The organism is Vibrio hepatarius (genome assembly GCF_001274785.1).
Lineage (GTDB): Bacteria > Pseudomonadota > Gammaproteobacteria > Enterobacterales > Vibrionaceae > Vibrio > Vibrio hepatarius.
The window spans coordinates 263,019-281,606 of sequence record NZ_LHPI01000019.1; the positions used below are offsets into that span (position 1 = coordinate 263,019).

Annotated in this window: 15 protein-coding genes; 11 read left to right on the plus strand and 4 right to left on the minus strand. The window is 45.1% G+C overall.

Annotated features, from left to right (window positions below):
• Nucleotides 1–109 precede the first annotated feature (109 nt).
• Entirely contained in the window at nucleotides 110–2,833 is a 2,724-nt protein-coding gene (locus tag AKJ31_RS18090) for a sensor domain-containing phosphodiesterase (RefSeq protein ID WP_053410477.1), read from the plus strand.
• A gap of 75 nt (nucleotides 2,834–2,908) precedes the next feature.
• Here the strand turns inward: AKJ31_RS18090 and AKJ31_RS18095 are convergent, their stop codons facing one another.
• Complete coding sequence (locus tag AKJ31_RS18095; RefSeq protein WP_053410478.1) at nucleotides 2,909–3,430, minus strand: DUF2058 domain-containing protein; 522 nt, start codon at nucleotides 3,428–3,430, stop codon at nucleotides 2,909–2,911.
• A gap of 183 nt (nucleotides 3,431–3,613) precedes the next feature.
• On the opposite strand from AKJ31_RS18095, the gene AKJ31_RS18100 reads away from it, so the two are divergent.
• The 6 genes from AKJ31_RS18100 (at nucleotide 3,614) to nosR (ending at nucleotide 9,035) form a co-directional block, all read left to right on the plus strand.
• Nucleotides 3,614–3,862 (plus strand): Rho-binding antiterminator, encoded by a 249-nt coding sequence (locus AKJ31_RS18100; protein WP_053410479.1) that lies wholly within the window; start codon nucleotides 3,614–3,616, stop codon nucleotides 3,860–3,862.
• A gap of 318 nt (nucleotides 3,863–4,180) precedes the next feature.
• Nucleotides 4,181–5,332: an HDOD domain-containing protein gene (locus AKJ31_RS18105; RefSeq protein ID WP_053410480.1), complete on the plus strand. Its 1,152-nt coding sequence runs from the start codon at nucleotides 4,181–4,183 to the stop codon at nucleotides 5,330–5,332.
• A 9-nt stretch (nucleotides 5,333–5,341) separates the two neighbouring features.
• A complete protein-coding gene (locus AKJ31_RS18110) occupies nucleotides 5,342–5,710 on the plus strand; it encodes a response regulator (protein ID WP_053410481.1) in 369 nt (122 codons plus the stop codon).
• The gene (locus AKJ31_RS18115; protein ID WP_053410482.1) at nucleotides 5,707–6,291 is read left to right on the plus strand and encodes a chemotaxis protein CheC; all 585 of its coding nucleotides are present in this window, start codon (nucleotides 5,707–5,709) and stop codon (nucleotides 6,289–6,291) included. The genes AKJ31_RS18110 and AKJ31_RS18115 overlap by 4 nt, the downstream gene beginning before the upstream one ends.
• Nucleotides 6,292–6,303: 12 nt before the next feature.
• Nucleotides 6,304–7,614 carry a sensor histidine kinase gene (locus tag AKJ31_RS18120; RefSeq protein WP_157052389.1) on the plus strand — a complete coding sequence of 437 codons (1,311 nt, stop codon included), beginning with the start codon at nucleotides 6,304–6,306 and terminating at the stop codon, nucleotides 7,612–7,614.
• Between the two features lie 116 nt (nucleotides 7,615–7,730).
• The gene (gene nosR / locus AKJ31_RS18125; protein WP_053410484.1) at nucleotides 7,731–9,035 is read left to right on the plus strand and encodes a response regulator c-di-GMP phosphodiesterase, NosR family; all 1,305 of its coding nucleotides are present in this window, start codon (nucleotides 7,731–7,733) and stop codon (nucleotides 9,033–9,035) included.
• Between the two features lie 146 nt (nucleotides 9,036–9,181).
• Here the strand turns inward: nosR and AKJ31_RS18130 are convergent, their stop codons facing one another.
• The gene (locus AKJ31_RS18130; RefSeq protein WP_053410485.1) at nucleotides 9,182–10,840 is read right to left on the minus strand and encodes an ATP-binding protein; all 1,659 of its coding nucleotides are present in this window, start codon (nucleotides 10,838–10,840) and stop codon (nucleotides 9,182–9,184) included.
• Between the two features lie 9 nt (nucleotides 10,841–10,849).
• On the minus strand, nucleotides 10,850–11,665 hold the full coding sequence (locus tag AKJ31_RS18135; protein WP_053410486.1) for a phosphate/phosphite/phosphonate ABC transporter substrate-binding protein: 816 nt from the start codon (nucleotides 11,663–11,665) through the stop codon (nucleotides 10,850–10,852).
• A gap of 455 nt (nucleotides 11,666–12,120) precedes the next feature.
• On the opposite strand from AKJ31_RS18135, the gene AKJ31_RS18140 reads away from it, so the two are divergent.
• Nucleotides 12,121–14,025 (plus strand): bifunctional metallophosphatase/5'-nucleotidase, encoded by a 1,905-nt coding sequence (locus tag AKJ31_RS18140; protein ID WP_053410487.1) that lies wholly within the window; start codon nucleotides 12,121–12,123, stop codon nucleotides 14,023–14,025.
• Nucleotides 14,026–14,100: 75 nt separating this feature from the next.
• On the opposite strand, the gene AKJ31_RS18145 is transcribed toward AKJ31_RS18140, so the two are convergent.
• Nucleotides 14,101–14,772 carry a type 1 glutamine amidotransferase domain-containing protein gene (locus AKJ31_RS18145; RefSeq protein ID WP_053410488.1) on the minus strand — a complete coding sequence of 224 codons (672 nt, stop codon included), beginning with the start codon at nucleotides 14,770–14,772 and terminating at the stop codon, nucleotides 14,101–14,103.
• 119 nt (nucleotides 14,773–14,891) lie between these two features.
• On the opposite strand from AKJ31_RS18145, the gene AKJ31_RS18150 reads away from it, so the two are divergent.
• The 3 genes from AKJ31_RS18150 to AKJ31_RS18160 all read left to right on the plus strand — a co-directional run bounded on the left by AKJ31_RS18150 (nucleotide 14,892) and on the right by AKJ31_RS18160 (nucleotide 18,566).
• A complete protein-coding gene (locus AKJ31_RS18150; RefSeq protein ID WP_053410489.1) occupies nucleotides 14,892–15,776 on the plus strand; it encodes a LysR family transcriptional regulator in 885 nt (294 codons plus the stop codon).
• Nucleotides 15,777–15,988: 212 nt separating this feature from the next.
• Entirely contained in the window at nucleotides 15,989–17,794 is a 1,806-nt protein-coding gene (locus AKJ31_RS18155; RefSeq protein ID WP_053410490.1) for a cation:proton antiporter, read from the plus strand.
• 145 nt (nucleotides 17,795–17,939) lie between these two features.
• Complete coding sequence (locus AKJ31_RS18160; protein ID WP_245639068.1) at nucleotides 17,940–18,566, plus strand: START domain-containing protein; 627 nt, start codon at nucleotides 17,940–17,942, stop codon at nucleotides 18,564–18,566.
• Nucleotides 18,567–18,588: the final 22 nt, after the last annotated feature.

Here is an 18,588-nt window from a genome sequence, read left to right on the forward strand (position 1 = left end):
TTTTTACAGGATACTGTGACGTATTAATCAATAATTTAGAACTATATCAAACCCGCATACTGATAAATTTCATAAACTCTTTGTAATTATAAAAATATAACAATTACATATGAGACTTTTTCGCTTTCTGAACTTCAATTTGCAAACCAAAACCGCGCTCTATTTCGCCATAGGCTTACTTGGGGTCACACTAAGTAGCTTATTCATCATTCGTTATTTCTTTTTGGTCAGCTTAGATGAGCTGGAAAGGATGGACGCAGAAGCCGCTAGAAAACAAGCGAGTAGCGTGATCAGTATGATGGTCACCAGCCAAGAAGACCATTCTTACGATTGGGCGATGTGGGACGAAACACATGAGTTACTTTCTGGCGGGGACGTCGACGCCTATATAGAGCGCAATTTGATGGCGGAAACGCTCGATGCGTTGAACCTTGATCTTATGGTGTTTATGACACTAAAGGGTGACGTTGTCACTACTCTTTCTCGTTATGAAGGGGATAGTCATCTAGATGGGTGGATTTCTGAGTTATTGACCAACCAATATGTTGTTGGTCACATCAAAGCAATGAACCAGACGTTAGACGACAAACGCGTCAGCAAAAGTGGTTTGGTTTGGCTTGGCGATAATATTTGGTCGGTGAGTTTAACGCCAGTCAGAAACAGTGAGGGGACATCGGCCTCTTCCGGTTGGATGATTTGGGGTCAAAATCTCTCGGCACGTTTTCCAGGGGATTACTCGAATATTCTGACTGGCAATAATGTGATTGAGAGGCTCCCTGAGTCTTACGTCAGCACTGAAGATGGTCACATCCACATAGACAAATCGGCAACAACGTTAACCGAATGGTCTGAGCTGATTGGCCTATCGGGTCAACCGATTGCTGCGCTATGCACGCAAATTGAACGCACACACTATATTAAAGGCAGTCAGTTATTTAAGTACTTGCTTGCCGCGTTTGTCGCCGCTACTACGGTTATATCACTCATCACGTTATTGTTGTTCCGTAAAAAGGTGGCGATACGGTTTTCTGATCTGGAAAAGAACATTGAAGAGTTGTTCTCGACTCATCAACTTGAGCGTTCAGAGTCGAAAAGCAAAGATGAGCTGGATCTTTTAACGCACCTTCTTCAGGCGCTATCAAGCAACACATCGACAACTCAAGAACGTTTAAAAGATACGTTGCAAAAGTTTGAAGCTCTTTATCAGAGCCGTAATATTGCGATGGTGCTGGTACGTGACAGAGAAATTATCGATATAAATCAGACCGCATTGGAGCTTCTTGAGTACGAGAAGGAAGATGTGTTACAGCACCCGCTGGATTTGCTTTGTCCTGATAATGAAGACCAACCAGAGTGTCAGGTGGACATCATGTATCGCGAATTTAATCGCGGTAAAAAGCACTTCGAAGCTTGTGTGTTGACCAGCAAAGGAGAGCAGGTTGAGTGTACGATTGAGACGACACTGATCCAGCATGAAGGTGAAGACGCGATCATGCTAGCGATTCAGGACCAGCGAGAGAAGAAACTGCAAGAGCAATTGATTGAGACATTGAGTGAACGAGACTACTTGTCTGAGCTTAGCAACCGTAAAGCCATTTTTGATAAAGCAAACAGCTTTATTACATCTACACCGAACCAGTTTTCCTTTATTTACATCAGTATCCCACGTTTAAAAGTCGTATCAGAGGTGTTCGGCAACCAAATTTTCGATGATGCGATTCGCTATATCGCTTCTATGTTTGTTAATTATCTACCGCAGTTTCAGGTAGGTCGTATTAGCGTGCACGAGTTTGTTGTACTGATCCCAGACTACAAAGCGTGCGAAGAAGCAGTTCACGGTACGACCCGTGTGTTAGACGAATTGTCTTCGAAGAAACAGATCTTGGGTGTGGAACTGGACTTGAGCGCTCAAGCGGCAATGTTAGACCCTGAAATCACTCATGAAGAACTAGACTACTTACTCCAAGCAGCGGTGTATGCGGTGCAAAATGAGGCGAGTAAAGAATCGACATTAAAGATCATCAAAGTTGGTAGTGAAATCTTTGAACGCGCGAAGCTTTCTTCTGATATTTGTCGCGAGCTACCTAACGCGATCCGCGAGCAACAAATTGTGGCGTATTATCAGCCGATTGTAGACACCAAAACCGGAGAGATTAACGGCTTTGAGGCTTTGGCACGTTGGCTTCATCCGACACTGGGTATTGTTTCGCCGGGGGTGTTCATTCCACTTGCTGAGCAGAACAACCTTGAAATCGAGCTAGGTGAATCGATTATTGAACAAGCCTGTCAGTTTATCGAAAAAGTGAATACCCAACGTGGCAACGCGAATCTTCGCCCAGTGACGGTCCACGTTAATTTGAGTTCAACGCACTTCTATCACACCCACTTAGTGAAATACTTAGAAGAAGTCACCGCTCAGCACCAAGTTCAAGCGGGGCAGTTAGTGGTAGAGATGACAGAAAGTATGCTGATGGGTGTCGAAACTGAAGTGATAAGCCGAATGGAAGAGATTAAGTCTCTGGGTATTCAGCTTGCGTTGGATGACTTTGGGACAGGATACTCGTCGTTCAGTACTTTGTGCAGTTTCCCGCTGGATATCGTTAAGCTGGATAAGTCTTATATCGATCAGTTGGACCAAAACGAGCGGGCTAAAATTCTTATCCGTAATATCGTTAAAATGGCGCAGGAACTTGGTTTGACCACAGTCGCGGAAGGCGTTGAAACGGCGTCTCAGGTACGTAAGTTGAGAAACTGGAACATCGAAGAGATTCAGGGGTTTTATTTCTATAAACCGATGCCAGTGGAAGAGGCGTTCGTTATCGCTCAGCGATAGTCGGTGGTATATCTCACCATAAAAAAGTAGCCCAATACGGGCTACTTTTTACTTTGGGGGATGGGCTGGTGGTGATTACCACATTAGGTCGTCTGGTACGACAAAATCCGCGTACGGGTCATCCTCGTCAACCGCATCCGATTCAGTTTCGTTTTGTGCAATGATCACTTGCTCATCACGTTGTGCAATCTTGTTTGCCACACTGCTCGGAATCACTACATAACTTTCTTCATAACGCGCAATTGCAAGAATGCCTTTAACAAGCTGGTCGCGGACAAGGGCTGGTGTGTAAAGTGACTTAACCAGTGTTCCATCGGTAAAGTTGTATTTAATGTCACCGTCAGCCAAATCAATTTTATTCATCTCGATCAACTGCTTGATTTGAGCCTGAACTTCTTTACTTAAGCGCTGCTCTTTCTGTTGCGTGCTGAGCTCTTTATCACGCTGTTGTTGCAGGCGTTTGTTCTCTTCAACTGCGGCTTTCACTTCACGTGCTTGAACGCGAGATTTTTTGGAGCCTTTCTTCGCTTTTTTCAGCTTCTTCTCATTCACCAAGCCAGCTTTTAGCATCTGCTCTTGTAGCGTTAGTTTTGCCATGATTAATCCGTTTTTTCCAATTTGTCCGCATTGTATAAGGACAGCGAAATCAAATAAAGAATAGCAGGAAAGATTCCTTCTTTTTCACCAGTCTATTCTCTAACCTTGAGGGATAAGAGATAGCATTAGAGCGCAATCTGGGCGTAAAGTAGCCCCACCACCACCGAAAATAGGAAAACGTTAATGATAAGCTGCAATGAATATGACTACATCGAAATCGCGTGTATGTATCGTTACCCAATTAAACTGACACTCAAGTCTGGTGAGGTGTTGGAGTGTGTTGCTCTGGATACTGCACGCAATAACGTTCGTAAAGAGTGCATAAAAGTCGAACAAAACGGCGAGCACACGTTGATTGAGCTCGATTCGCTCGTTAGTTTAGACGTACTGGTCGCTAATCCTCATTTTCAGTCGGTGCGCTTTTCACAATAAGAGGTAGACCGAAGCTGTTGTTGCGTATAGATGCCACTGCTTAATAGATGAGTGGAGGGCTGTTAGGTGAATTTAGTTTCATACGCAAATGTTGATACTTGACGATATTCTCTCGGCTCCTTTCGTGACGGAGTACGGCAAAATTTCCCATCGATACAAATAAAATTCATTGTACGCTGTGCTCTAAAGCACAAATGCTCACACAAGTTGGTGATCTGGCTGCAAAACTTTAGTTCTTAGCTATGCTCAAAATAGAGAGTAAGTTTGCGTTTGAATCCACGTGCAAACTTTACGTGGTAGAACCAATAGCGAGCAGATATGGCAAGTAGTGGTTTTCATGTTCTGTACATTGACGATGATAAATTCATGTTGAAAGCGGCCAGTCGACTGTTGAGACGACTCAGGCCTGAATGGTCTGTTACGCTAATTGAAGAGCCGATTTCATGGCTGAACTATGTGACGTCGCATTCCATATCTCCAGATTTAGTTCTTTGTGATTTACTGATGCCGGGAATCAGAGGGGACGAGCTACTGGTTCAAGTGCGTAAACAGTTTCCCAATAGCACACGAGCTTTGATTACTGGTGATACTACGGTCGAGATTGATGCGCTTAGCAACAACTGGACGCACTTCATCTTACCTAAACCGTTCACTGAGAAAGACTTCGAGCTGGTCTTAACGTGTGCTGAGCGTTTAAGAACGTTTCCATTTTCTTCTTTGTGCCGAGAAAAGCTAGCAGGTATCGAATCCTTGCCTGTTATGCCCAGCATCGTCAAACAACTTGAACGTTGCATTAAAGATGACCAATGCGGTTGTGCTGAGTTTGCACAAATAGTGGCAAATGAACCTCCGTTGGTCGGCCAAGTCCTCAAAGCGGCTAACTCTGCTTATTTTGGATTTGAAACGCAAACCAGCTCTCTCAACACCGCCGTATCAAGGCTGGGTATGAGTGTTGTGAGCGCTTTTGCACTTGCGATGTTGAGTCGCCATTGTTTTAAACGACTGAATAATACCGAACATGAACGCATAGTGCTGCATCATCGGGATCTTGCTAGCGTCTCAGTGACTATTGCTAAGATGCTCGGGTGGGATAGTGAACAGCAAGAGAAATTGTATTTGGTCTGTTTACTCTCTGCTATTGGCAAATTGACCTTGCGAGAAATGGGGTACGTACCAGAAGTCTGCAAGGAAAATCCACTGGCTTTACAGCATCAGTACCAAGATAGTGATGTTATCAGTGCCTATGTTTTGATTTTGTGGGGCTATGATTTAAAAGTTGCCGAAGCCGTATTGGAGTTAGGTCGCGCCAAGCTTGGTGAAGATCCAACCCACTGGGGCATCTGCCACATTGCTAAGTTTGCTAATACTTTTCTAGAGGCGCAGTCAGAAGCGTCATTGAATGATTGGCATGATTCATTGCCTGATAAACTCGTCATGTTGTCTAAACCTTTGTTATCACCAGTAGAGTAGGAGGAAGCTATGTCGTCCGTTTCGATTACTATTGTTGATGACTCCAAAATGTCGAGGAAAGCGGTTATCCGCGCACTTCCTCCGGAGTTAAGCGACAACGTACATGAAGCTGCTAATGGATTAGAAGCGTTGGAAAAGTTTCGTGAAGGCAAAGCTGATGTGATGTTTTTGGACTTAACCATGCCAGAGATGGATGGGTTTGAAGTCCTTTCTGAGTTAAAAAAACAGGCCGCGAGAAACTTTGTGTTCGTCATTAGCGCTGATATCCAACCAGCATCCCAACAAAAAGTTATGGAACTTGGGGCGGTTTCGTTTCTGAAAAAACCGTTAGACGCATCCTCATTGCGAGAGCTGTTACATGAGGTAGGCCTGATATGAATCAAATACTCAGTGCTGATCACGAAGACTCTCTCAAAGAGTTACTCAATATCTCAATGGGGCAAGCTGCATGTAAACTTGCCATGTTATCTAACCACCCAGTGACGTTAACCGTCCCCAGTGTTGATCTTGCATCGCCTGAGAGGTTAATGGAAATGTTTGGTGATCTTGACGAGTACTACTTCACGCGCCAACCCTTCTTTGGACAGATGGCAGGGGAAGTGATAACCCAGTTGACCAAGCAAGGTGGGAGAACTCTCGCGGGTGAGTTGCTTGCTCTTAACGATGAGGACGCGATGGATAGTCAAACATTTAAAGACTGCCTATTGGAGATCTCAAACATTTTGTCAGGCGCAAGCTTGAGAGGGTTATGTGAGCAAATTCAGTTAGCGACAAGAACTCAACCTCCTGTCATGTATTCGCCAGCGCGCCAACCGATACCAAAGAACAAATGGAAGCAAGCGCTTGTGCTGCACGTGTCGTTTCTCGTTGAGTCCGTAAGTTTTGAAACCAAGACCATTATTTGTTTTTCAGAAGATGGATTTAATGTCGTGGTTAAGCGGTTGGATGAATGGCTCTAGGAAGGAGAGATTATGAAAGCAAAGTTAGCACTCTCGGATTTGCTGAATCAACTGTCTGTGGCCATATGTATCGTTCGTAAAGACTACACCATTGCTATGGCGAATGCCTATTTTCAGACTCGTTCTGGATTAGCGAAAGAGGATATAGTTGGCAAGAACGTCCTGACAGTGTTCCCTGATGGGGCGTCTGTATTGAAGAGAAAGATTGATACCGCTTTTGTGATCGAATCGCCCAGCTTTTCTTCGTGGGAGCAAGCGCCTCACGTACTGCCATTCCAATCTTCTCGCCAAGTCTCGGGGCAAGAAGATGAAATGTTCCAGAACCTAGAGTTTATCCCAATTCACACTCAGGATGGTTCGCTCGACCACGTGTGCATTTGTGTTTATGACTTGACGACTCAGGCGTGTCAGCAAAATGAACTGACGACATTATCACGCCGTCTTCGTCGTGAGCAGAATGAGCTGAAAAAAACACTGATCAACTTGAAAAAGGCTCAGAGCCAATTACTACAATCCGAAAAAATGGCCTCTATTGGTCAACTATCGGCGGGCATTGCCCATGAGATCAACAATCCATTGGGTTTCATTACATCGAATATTCAGACGCTAGATGACTACTTTCGCAAGATTACGGAAGTAGTGAAATCGTTAGAGCAGGTAATTGATGATACGGACGATGAAGCGCTAGTTGCCAAGAAGCGCATGTTGATGGAGCAGTCGCAATTAGCTTATGTGCTAGAAGATGTCACGGATTTGATTTCAGAGTCACTTGAAGGTTCATCACGCGTTATGGCAATCGTGAAAAATCTTAAAGAGTTTTCTCATGCCGATGATTCAGAATGGGCGTACAGCGACTTATGTCAGGGCTTAGATTCCACACTACGCATCATTAACAACGAAATTAAATACACAGCAACGGTTGAGCGCGAATATGACGACGAACTGCCTCTTGTCTATTGTCAACCTATGCAGCTCAATCAGGTCTTCCTTAACCTTCTGGTCAATGCGAGCCAAGCGATCAAGGAAAATGGGGTTATTCGAGTTAGCTTGCAATCAATTAACGACGACAATGTTCAAATTAAGATTCAAGACAATGGCACAGGAATACCTGAAGAGAACTTGAGTAATATATTCGAACCCTTTTTTACCACCAAGCCTGTTGGTCATGGGACCGGATTAGGACTGTCGGTTTCCTATGGAATCATCAAAGAGCATAAAGGCAAGATTGAGGTTGAGAGTGAAGTCGGAGTAGGGACGACGTTTACGGTTACCCTTCCGGTCCATAAAACGAACGAACAAGAAGCGCAAGCGGTGGCTAAGTAAAAGCATATTGATAAGCCGTTAACGCTTAGCTGAAAAATAACTAATTAAATCAGTCTTATACCATTCATGGATGAATGTAATGTATTTCTAACACACTGTGTTGCAGGAGCCGATATATGAACGACGACCTGAACTCTCCAACAGAAAAATTGAAGCTGTTGCTACTGGACGATGAACCAGACATTTTGAAGTCTCTGACTCGGGTTCTGAGATATGACTACGATGTGGTGTCCTTTACTTGTGGGCAAGAAGCATTGGATCATCTAGCGGATAACGATGTGTCGATCATTATCTCTGATATGCGAATGCCTGAAATGGATGGGGCGGAATTTCTGACCAAAGCAAAAGTGATAAAACCTGATTCTATCCGTTTTTTGCTGACAGGTTACAGTGATATTGAATCAACGATCCGTGCGGTAAATGGTGGAGGTATTCAGACTTACCTCGCTAAGCCGTGGGATAATGAGAGCTTAAAGCAGACACTATCACAGGCATCAGAGCTGTTTCAGTTACGCTTGCAGAAACAGGCGTTAACCGAAGAGCTGCAACAAAAAAACCAACAGTTGAGCGAGTGGAACAACGTATTAGAAGACAAAGTGAAACAGCGAACGGCTGCCTTGCAAGAATCGAACAAAAAGCTGGAAGCCTTGTTGGCTAATCGTACCCGCACATTTAAAGATATCCTCGCTGCGTTGTCTGCCATCATACAACACGCGACAGGACAGCCGCATAAACAGAACGATCGTATTGCCGAGTATACTAAACTCATAGCAATTCGAATGGCGTTGTCAGAAGCACAAGTGACACAATGTTATTTGAGTGCGCTTTTACACGAAATTGGGCTAATTGAGCGAAGTGATACTCACAATGTAAGGCACAATACTGCACGCTCTGATGGTACTCAAATTCGTTGGGCACCACCTGCGAATGCAGAAGTTGGTGCGATTATTATTGGTCAGATCAAACGCTTCGCCCCTTTGGTGGATATCATTCGTCACCAAGACGAAAACTTTGATGGTACCGGGAGCCCCGATCATTTAGCGGGCGATGCTATCCCAATCGGTGCGCGTATTATACGTGTCGTTAAGAACTATGAGTTTTTTGTCTCTAGTGAACAAAACTCTGGTCGCTTAAAACCAAGTAGCGCTCGAGCTTTCTTAAGTCAGAATGCGGGAGGGTTGTATGACCCTGATGTTGTTAAGCATTTCATTGACGTATTAAAACACGATGTTGAACAGTCGAATGTTGACCTTTGTGTTGGTCTGGATGAACTGAAGATCGGCGCGGTTTTAAAGCAAGACGTTTACCATCCAAATGGACAAATGATGCTATCAGCAGGACAAGAAATTACTTCCGCAATGTTGAGTCGATTGAAGCAAATTGAAGCTTCCGTATCGGTGCCCATCGCTGTTTATATTTAGCTACGCCAAGTTTTAATCCGCAATTTTTCTCCCCTTGAACCTAATTGAAGTTAGATTCAAGGGGCTCATTGTAACTGAGAGACGGATAAAGCCAGCTTCTTACTCTATTTGTTCAGACGTTCAGATATATAAGCACGTAAGGTGGATTAGGCATTACTTGCAGTATCATTTGCGGTATTCGCCAGTATGGATATCGGGAATGTTAGCAGCACCGTTGTTCCCTCTGAGCCGTGGTTTTCGATGTGCATAATGCCTTCATGGCTATGAACGATGTTATAGGCAAACGTAAGGCCTAATCCCATCCCTTGTCCGACTGGTTGTGTTGTGAAAAATGGGTCATAAATACGTGTCAGGTTATCATCAGAAATGCCTTCGCCATCATCGGCTACTGAAACGATGATATGGTGCTCGGTTTCTTCCGCTGAAATCTCAATTGTTCCTTGAGCTTCATGACCTTGACGCGCGCACGCCTGGATTGAATTCTTAATTAACTCCGTGAACAGTTGGCGGAAATCGTTTTGGTGAATCAGTAGAGGAGGGAGTTGGGATAATGTCGGAGCAATCGACACCTGTACTTTCTCAGGGCGAGGGAGATTACTTACGCATTCAGACAAAAGTTGATCGAGGAAGACCGGCTTCCGCATGCCTTTTTCTTGGTTGATTTGGTTGGCGTATTGCTGCAATGCAGTCACGATATTGCGTACACGTTCGACGCTAATCATTGCGTCGTTCAAGCTGTCATTAAAGTCTTCATCGAGATACTCAACGTAATTTTCTTGTTTCCAGCGAGCAAGCTGTTCTTTATCGGCGTCAGTGATTTGTTTTTGGTGCATCAACTCGCTTTGTAACAGCCATTCTTGGTAAGTTGCTAGGTACTTTTGACACATTTGAAGGTTACTGTTTACAGACGCCATCGGATTGTTAATCTCGTGGGCAACGCCTGCTGCCATTGTACCTATTGACGCCATTTTCTCTGACTCGACCAGTTTTTTCTGAGTACGTTTCAGTCGCTCGTTGGTGGCGGTAAGTTGGTTATTCGCATCAAGTAACGCCTGTGTACGCTTTTTCACTCGAGTTTCCAAAGTCGCATTGGCTTGTTCCAGCTCTCGATAGTAACGCTCCGCTTTACCCTCGGATAGTTTGATTTGATCAACCATGTTCTTGAACGCACGCGATACGGTTGACAGTTCATCTTTGCCCTCATCCTGGATGTGAATATCACGGCCACCTGCGGCGATCACATCCGCTGCATCTCTGAGCTCACTAAGTCGTTGGGTCAAGTATCCGCCTAAGAAGTACGAAAACAACGCTACTAAAGTCATCTCGCCGACAACGATGAAGGTGCTCCATTTTTTTGCATCATTGATTGCTGCATTTAGTTCAGACATATCATAGCCAAGCCAGACAGAACCAAAGTTGATTCCCGCTTCTTCAATAGGGCTTGATACATCAAAAATACCGTCGTTTACTTCGCTGGATTTTCGTTCAAGGCGGGAGGGGTTAAAATCATCGGGAAGCTCACCGACGCCAGAGAGAAGCTGTCCTCCGTCGCTAAATACCGCGACATAGTCGATACTGTCGTGGCTCACCAGTTCCTGTGAGAATGATTCAACAGTCGCTAGATCGTAAGACAAAACGGCATTTTTTACCGTAGAGGCAAACAATGCCGAAGTGGAGAAAGCCCGCTGATCCAAACCGTCAAAGTTGGTGGTGCGAAGGTAATTGAGCGTAAGCGACAGTAATATCGCCAACAATACCGCTTCAATCAGTGCAACACCAAAAATGGTCTTTAATCTTAAAGACATTGCAAACGCCTATTGCTCAAGGAGTTTATCGAGCAGGGTAATATTCAAGGCTCTCACGTCGTCCCAATCTTCATTTTGAGCGGCTTCGATCCCTTTGAACTTAATACGTGATAAGAGCGTTTTCCCTGCGTCTGTATCATTAAGTGCTAGCATCGCGCTAGACACTTTGTCACTGACTTCTTTCGGTAGGTCAGGATGGGTAGCAAACGCATGTGGAGTATAGTCTGGAGTTCGCCAAAGTACTTTTAGGTCATCGCGTACTGCGTTGTCGGTGTTGTTTAGTGTACGTTCAATGCCTCCACCAGCTGGGAACAGTCCTTTGACGACATTCAGATAAACCGAATCATGAGAAGAAACATATTGAGGCGTGATGTTGATTCCCATTGCCTTAAGCGATGAGCGAGGAATTACGCTGGCGGCAAAGGCGGCTGGGGAAGGGAAAACCAGAGTTTCTCCATCAAGCTGTTTGAGGTCGGTAATATTGCTATCCTTCTTCACAACAATAATACCCCGTATACGCTTGTCTTGTTGTTTTGCAAAAGCTTGATAGCCAGGTTTTTGATGAAAAACGGTGTAGTGATAAGGATTCATGTAAGCAATGTCATACTCCCCATTCAAAACGCGCTGTTCAAACTCTGGGATGTTTTTGGCCGTTCTAAACACGATTTTATAACCCGTGTCTTCAGACAGCTTTTCTAAAATTGGTCCCCAGTTTTTCGCTAGGGTTATGGCGGATTGCTGCGGAACAATGCCAAACGTTAATATCTTTTCTTGAGCGTGAACGGGAATGCAAACGAATAATGCTAACAACCATAGTTTCTTCATACTTTAACCTTACCACCTTCGTTGACAGATCTAATTAAAGCGTAGCCAATAGACTTTCATTTACGAGTTTTTTCCCCAATTTTCATGACTTTGAAAGCAAAAAGTTGAACTATTTGACGTAAGCGCCACTCCCTTAGTGCGAATTTGTTTCTCTTACGCTTTTACTGTGAAGGCTGTTCGGTTTTATTATCAAGATAATTATATTGAACTGATTTATTATCCATTGCGACGCCCATGAAATAAAAGCCACCTGATCATAGGTGGCTTTGTCGATTAAAGGCTTCAACATATGATTAGGCTTGCGGCGCTTATCGATATACTATTTGTGAGCTTCATCTCTCAAATATATGCAACACCATGTTAACGGATTGTTTAAAGAGGAACTCGATCACAAATAAAGCTTTGGTTCTAAAATAGTATTCATCTGATTTACCTACAATAGAATGAATAACAATATGAAAAAGAACTTCCTCTCTAGCGCAATTCTACTTTCGCTGTCACTGCCCACATGGGCGGCTGACGGTGATATTCACCAAGTCACCGTTTTGGGCACGTCAGACCTGCACGGGCATTTTATGCCTTGGGATTACGCCGCTGACAAGCTCAATATGCGCGGTAGCTTGAGCCAAATCGCCACCAAAGTACAAGAAATCCGTCAGCAGCAACCAAATACCATCTTGGTTGATGCGGGCGACACCATTCAGGGCAATTTCGTTGAAACATTTAAAGACGAGCCTGTGGATCCAATGATGCTCGGCTTTAACCAAATGAAGTACGATGTTTGGGTGCTGGGTAACCACGAATTTGATTTTGGTTTGAATGTGTTAAACCGTTCTCTTAGCCAGTTCAAAGGCAAGTCTTTGGGTGGCAATATCAAACGTCCAGATGGTAATCCTTTCTTACCGGGTTATACCGTACTTGAGAGAAATGGCATTAAGATCGGTGTGATTGGTATGGATACACCGATGACGCAAGTATTTGCAGAGGGCACCAATCGTCTCGAAGGCGTCACCTTTACCAATCCAACCCTCGAAGTGAAAAAGCTGATCGCCGAGATTGATGACAAAGTCGATGCGATTGTGCTGGTTGCCCATATGGGATTAGACAACGAGAACGATATCGCTGATACCGGTGTGAGTGACATCGCCAATTCAAACCCAGAGTTAGATGCTATCGTTGCAGGCCACATGCATACTCGCATCGATAAAGCGGTGATCAACGGTGTTATCGTGACTGAACCGGATAAATACGGTCGCGCGCTATCTAGAATTGACCTCCAATTCGAGGAACGCGATGGCAAGTTCACCCTCATCAACAAAGACAGCTTTACCTACAAGATCAATGGCGTTGAGTCTGATAAGACGATGGAAAGTCTCTATCAGCCGTATCACAAGCGTTTGCGTGAAATGGCGAACCGCGAAGTGGCCGAGTTAAAAGGCGTCGACCTTGTTCCTGAAAATGAAATTCGCGGCATTCCGCAAGTCCATATTCAAGACACTGGTATCAGTGCGCTATTCCAAGAAGCGAGTTTCTATTACGCGCCAAAAGCGAACGTTATCGCGCTACAAATCGACAATGACAACGCCGAGTTGGATGTTGGCCCGATCAAAGCGAAAGACATCGCTTATAACTATCAATACGCAGGTGGTGAAATCACGGTTTACCAAATGACAGGCAAAGAGCTGAAGACGTACATGGAGTGGTCGGCAGGCTATTTCAACTCCGTAAAACCGGGCGATGTGACATACAGCTTTGACCCTGAAAGACGCGCATCGAAATACTCGACCAATGACTTCTTTGCTGGCGTGACTTACACCATCGACCTGACGCAACCGAAAGGCAAGCGAATCACAGAGCTCAAATTTGCAGACGGAACACTGGTGCAAGATGACAGTGAAGTTCGTATTGGTATGAATAGCTACCGAATGGGTCACTTAACCAAAAAAGGTGGCGTGTTAGAAGGGCGCGATTTCCCAGTCCTATTTGACACCGAAGCGGAATATGGCGAAGAGCAGGGTACCATTCGCAACTTAACCATCCGTTATTTAACTGAGGTGAAAGACGGTGTTTATGTGGGTAAACCAATGCAGCGTTGGCAGCTTAAAGGGTTGGAAGACAGTTATGCCAAACAGCGTGACGTGGTTAAGCAGTTGATCAACGACGGCAAGTTTGACGTACCAAGCAGTGCAGATGGCCGCTACAGTAACATTGAATCGATTAATGTTAAGTCATTGATGTTCGGTTCAGATAAAGATAAGCAGCAAGCGATTGCTGTGCGTAAAGATATGTTGAAGAACGCGAGTGATGCAGAGAAAGTGGCACTAGAGCGCGAGTTAATTCTAATCGACGCACTGAACTAATTCTTTCCATCAACTCTACGTAGAACGTAAAAAGGCTTGGATCACTCCAAGCCTTTTCTGTTAGTGCAGATAGAGCTATGACAGCAAATCTACCAGTGCTTTACCAACGCCGTGAGCACTTGCTGGGTTTTGACCAGTAATAACGCGCTCGTCAACAATCACAAACTCTTGCCATGGCTGAACTTTGTTATAGCGAGCCGCGCTACGCGCCAGCGATTCTTCTAGCAAAAATGGAATGTCGTTGATGGTGTTAAAATCAATTTCTTCTTCACGGGTAAAACCTGTCACCGATTTAGACGCCAGTAGCTTCTCGCCATTGCTTAGCGTGATTGGTAGCAACGCACCAGGACCATGACAGACCGCCGCAATCACACCGCCGTTTTCGTAATGTTTCGCTGCGATACGAGCAAACTCTTCGTTGCTCGACAAATCTGAGAGCAAGCCGAAGCCGCCTGGATAGAAAATCGCATCATAATCTTCGCCATTAACCTGTGAAACAGGAATCGTGTTGTTGATACGGTTTAAGAAATCATCGTTAACTAAAATGCTTGCGTTGACGGCATCTCCCTCAATGTCTGTGCCGTACAGTGGCGCTTTACCACCTTGGATAGAGGCGATGTCATACTCATAACCCGCAGCAAGAAGCTCATTGAGTGCATGAGTAAGTTCTGGAGCGTAAGTACCGTTCGCTTGATCGGTATCGCCAAGAGTCGCGTGGTTAGTCACTGGGATTAGTACTCGTTTCATAACGCTTTCCTATTTGTTCTGACTTGTCTTTGTTTGATGCATTGATATTAAACTTAAACCAAATGAGTGATAATACGGCTTATAAGCAAAACATTATTGCTATATAGCAAAGGTGAGTGATGGACAGTTTTGAAGGTATCAATGAGTTTGTTGTTGTCGCAGAGAGTCATGGCTTTTCTGCTGCGGCGAAGCAACTCGGGTGCAGCACCAGCCACGTGAGTCGTCAAATATCACGGCTAGAAGAAAGAGTCGGCGTTGCGTTATTTGCTCGTTCGACGCGTATGGTCACCCTGACCGAAGCGGGGCAAGCGTACTATCAACACTGCAAGGACTTGGTGGTGGGTCTGCAGCAAGCCAACGAGCAGATCACCTCACAACAAACCCAGCTAAGCGGTACATTGCGCGTCAGTGCGGCCGGTGCGTTTGCCGAAAACTATGTCGCGCCTGCACTGATGGAGTTTTGCAAAGCACACCCAAACCTTAGCGTGGAAATGAACTTCAATACGCGAATGGTTAACTTCATTGAAGACGGCACTGATTTCGCGATTCGCTACGGCCGACTCAACGACTCTGGTCTGGTTGCGAGAAAGCTGGTGGACAGGCCAATGGCAGCGGCGGCCAGTCAAGGCTACATTGAACAGTTTGGTCTTCCAACACATCCAGAACAACTGAAACATCACAGCTGTATTATTGCGAACAATGATCATTGGTTGTTTGAAAAAGACGGCGCGCCGCTAAATCAGGTGCGGGTTCAAGGGCGCTGGCGTAGCAATAGCTCTAGCGCGGTGATTAAAGCGTGTGAAGAAGGGCTTGGCATTGTTTATTTGCCTAAAAGCAGTTACAACGGCGCGCTGAGTGGTGGTCGACTCGTTCCTGTGCTTGAGGACTATTGGGGAAGCGGCACCAGCAGTTGGATTGTTTATCAAAACCGACGATTTTTGCCCTTACGAGTCAGACTCGCGATCGATTTCTTAGTCGCCCATTTTTCTGATTGGAGTGAGTAGCAGAGATCGCGAGTGACTGTTTTAGGTCGGGTTCTGCTAGACAGAGTTTGTGGAAGTATCAAATTTGACCATAGTTGTAATGATAAAATCGCAAACTAGCGATTAAAATTTCAAAGCGAGTAACCGCTTCGCTAACGTAATACCGATAAATAAAAATACTTGTATTAGATTCAATAGATACATGCTCAACTAAATAACTTGCGAGATACAAAATGCATGAGGAAATGATTGGCTTAACATTGGCCGCGCTTGGTGTAGTCGGCTTAATGTGCCAATGGTTGGCTTGGAGATTAAAACTTCCAGCCATTTTATTGTTATTGATTGCTGGCTTGGCGATCGGGCCATTTACTGGTTTGTTCGAGCCCAACGCATTGTTTGGCGAACTGCTGTTTCCTCTCATTTCGTTAGCGGTTGCGGTGATCCTGTTCGAAGGCAGTTTGACGCTCAACTTTAAAGAGATTAAAGAAGTCAGCAGAACGGTGCAAAGTATCGTCACACTAGGGGCGCTCGTAACTTGGGTGATCACCAGTTGTGCGACTCATTATATTCTCGGCTTTGATTGGCCGCTGGCTTGGCTATTCGGCAGTATGACCGTCGTGACTGGCCCAACCGTGATTGTGCCTTTGCTACGTACTGTTCGACCTAAAGCAAAACTCGCCAACATATTGCGCTGGGAAGGGATTCTGATTGACCCAATTGGCGCGCTGTTTGTTGTGATTGTGTATGAGTTTATTGTCTCGAACAGTAAAGCGCACAGCTTTGAAGTGTTCGGCATTATCATCGTGGTCGGTTTCTTAATTGGCGCCGCCGCGGGGCAATTTATCGCGGTGGTGTTACGCCGTCAGATGCTGCCGGAATACCTTCAACCCTTTGCGGTGTTGGCGGTGGTACTTGGTGTATTTGCTGGCTCGAACGCGATTGAATCTGAAGCGGGACTTTTGGCAGTTACTGTCATGGGGATGTGGCTTGCTAACGCCAAAGAAGTCGATATTAAACATATTCTCCACTTTAAGGAAAACTTGACGATCTTGTTGATTTCAGGTCTGTTTTTACTGCTTGCATCGCGCATTACGGTAGATGATTTCCATGCGTTAGGTTGGGGCGCTGCGCTGCTGTTTGTCGTGATTCAACTTATCGCCCGTCCGGCATCGATCTTTATTTCTACTTTACGCAGCAACTTGAGTTTTAAGGAAAAAGCGTTTCTCGCTTGGGTGGCACCTCGCGGTATTGTTGCGGCGGCGATTTCATCACTGTTTGCTATCAAACTCACCCAAGCCAATGTGGAAGGGGCACAGTTACTGGTTCCTTTGACGTTCATGGTGATCATCGGCACCGTTGTGCTGCAGAGTATTTCAGCCAGACCAATCGCGTTGATGTTGGATGTGGCTGAACCATCACCACGCGGTGTGATGATCGTCGGTGCGAACGATGTAGCGCGTGCTGTCGGTTTAGCGATCAAGAAATACGACTGCCGTGTTGTGGTTACAGACTCGAACTGGGATTACATTAAACAAGCGAGGATGTCTGGGCTAGAAACCTATTATGGTAATCCGATGTCGAGTCACGCAGACGAGTATCTGGATTTAATCGGCATCGGTAAAGTGATGGCAATGACGCCAGATAAGCACTTAAACGTCACTGCGGGGATGCGTTTTATCAACGAGTTTGGCGAGCAAAACGTTTACTGCTTAAACGGCAATACAAACGGCGGTGATAAGCATATTACCGCGGAACAGCACCACGGAAAAATCCTCTTCTCAGAGCCTGTGAGCTACAAAAAGCTAGCAAGCCTAATTAACCAAGGCGCAGAAATAAAACACACCAAAATTAGCGAAGCATTCAGTTTTGAAGACTATCAAAACCAATATAAGAGTGCACTCCTACTGCCTTTGTTTATTGTTGATGCGCGCAATAAAGTTCGCATGTTCAGTACCTCAAACCAACCAGAGATCGTAGCCGGATCAACGGTGGTAGCATTGGTAAAAGAGAACGAGAGCAAAGAAAGCGCAGCCAGTTAAGGTAGCCAAATAAAGGCATTGGTTTGCTTAGAATAGAGTTCAAAAGGCTTGGAGTATCCAAGCCTTTTTTGTATCTCAAGAGCTAAGTTGTATAAGCTTAAATCAGGAATACTTTACGAGTAACTGAGTGATGGCGAGCTTACGGATGAGTGTGCTTATAGCGGGCGCTTTATTATCAGCGGCTGTGTGGGCACAAGAGAACGACTACTGGCAATTTGATAGCGACAATGACGGGATAACTATCTATACGCGAGAACACAAAGATGGCTTGGTTGAGATTCGAGCTCGAATGTTCACGCCAACCAGCTATGGCGCATTTTTAACGTTATTGGAAGACAGTGACAATATCCCAAACTGGATTGATAACGCCAGTCATAGCCGTGTTTTGCAGCAGATTTCCGCGACAGAGAACATCGTCTATACCCAATTCTCTGCACCGTGGCCAGCGAAAGACCGTGACATGGTCACGTATTCAAAATATTCGGTTGATGAGTTCGGATTTACTTTAGCCATCAAAGCAGCGCCGGAGTCCGCTATGGCTGAGCAAAACGGCTATATTCGTATCCGTTCAGTCGATGCTACTTGGGTGTTACAAAAACTCACCAACGGCACCACATTAATCGAGTACAAAGCCTTTGCTGATCCGGGAGGTTTGCTTCCCAACTGGTTAATGAACAAACTCTCTAAGCAGAGTGCTAGAGCTACCTTTCATAACTTGCGCGAGCAACTACCCAAATATCAACAATATACGCACCCACAAATCGATGAGTAGGGCTACGGTTTGAACGGTAATT

Excerpts from the sequence above, each read along its gene's own strand:
- AKJ31_RS18090 (WP_053410477.1), top strand. The coding sequence starts at position 110 with ATGAGACTTTTTCGCTTTCTGAACTTCAATTTGCAAACCAAAACCGCG.
- AKJ31_RS18095 (WP_053410478.1), bottom strand. The coding sequence starts at position 3,430 with ATGGCAAAACTAACGCTACAAGAGCAGATGCTAAAAGCTGGCTTGGTG.
- AKJ31_RS18100 (WP_053410479.1), top strand. The coding sequence starts at position 3,614 with ATGATAAGCTGCAATGAATATGACTACATCGAAATCGCGTGTATGTAT.
- AKJ31_RS18105 (WP_053410480.1), top strand. The coding sequence starts at position 4,181 with ATGGCAAGTAGTGGTTTTCATGTTCTGTACATTGACGATGATAAATTC.
- AKJ31_RS18110 (WP_053410481.1), top strand. The coding sequence starts at position 5,342 with ATGTCGTCCGTTTCGATTACTATTGTTGATGACTCCAAAATGTCGAGG.
- AKJ31_RS18115 (WP_053410482.1), top strand. The coding sequence starts at position 5,707 with ATGAATCAAATACTCAGTGCTGATCACGAAGACTCTCTCAAAGAGTTA.
- AKJ31_RS18120 (WP_157052389.1), top strand. The coding sequence starts at position 6,304 with ATGAAAGCAAAGTTAGCACTCTCGGATTTGCTGAATCAACTGTCTGTG.
- nosR (WP_053410484.1), top strand. The coding sequence starts at position 7,731 with ATGAACGACGACCTGAACTCTCCAACAGAAAAATTGAAGCTGTTGCTA.
- AKJ31_RS18130 (WP_053410485.1), bottom strand. The coding sequence starts at position 10,840 with ATGTCTTTAAGATTAAAGACCATTTTTGGTGTTGCACTGATTGAAGCG.
- AKJ31_RS18135 (WP_053410486.1), bottom strand. The coding sequence starts at position 11,665 with ATGAAGAAACTATGGTTGTTAGCATTATTCGTTTGCATTCCCGTTCAC.
- AKJ31_RS18140 (WP_053410487.1), top strand. The coding sequence starts at position 12,121 with ATGAAAAAGAACTTCCTCTCTAGCGCAATTCTACTTTCGCTGTCACTG.
- AKJ31_RS18145 (WP_053410488.1), bottom strand. The coding sequence starts at position 14,772 with ATGAAACGAGTACTAATCCCAGTGACTAACCACGCGACTCTTGGCGAT.
- AKJ31_RS18150 (WP_053410489.1), top strand. The coding sequence starts at position 14,892 with ATGGACAGTTTTGAAGGTATCAATGAGTTTGTTGTTGTCGCAGAGAGT.
- AKJ31_RS18155 (WP_053410490.1), top strand. The coding sequence starts at position 15,989 with ATGCATGAGGAAATGATTGGCTTAACATTGGCCGCGCTTGGTGTAGTC.
- AKJ31_RS18160 (WP_245639068.1), top strand. The coding sequence starts at position 17,940 with ATGAGTGTGCTTATAGCGGGCGCTTTATTATCAGCGGCTGTGTGGGCA.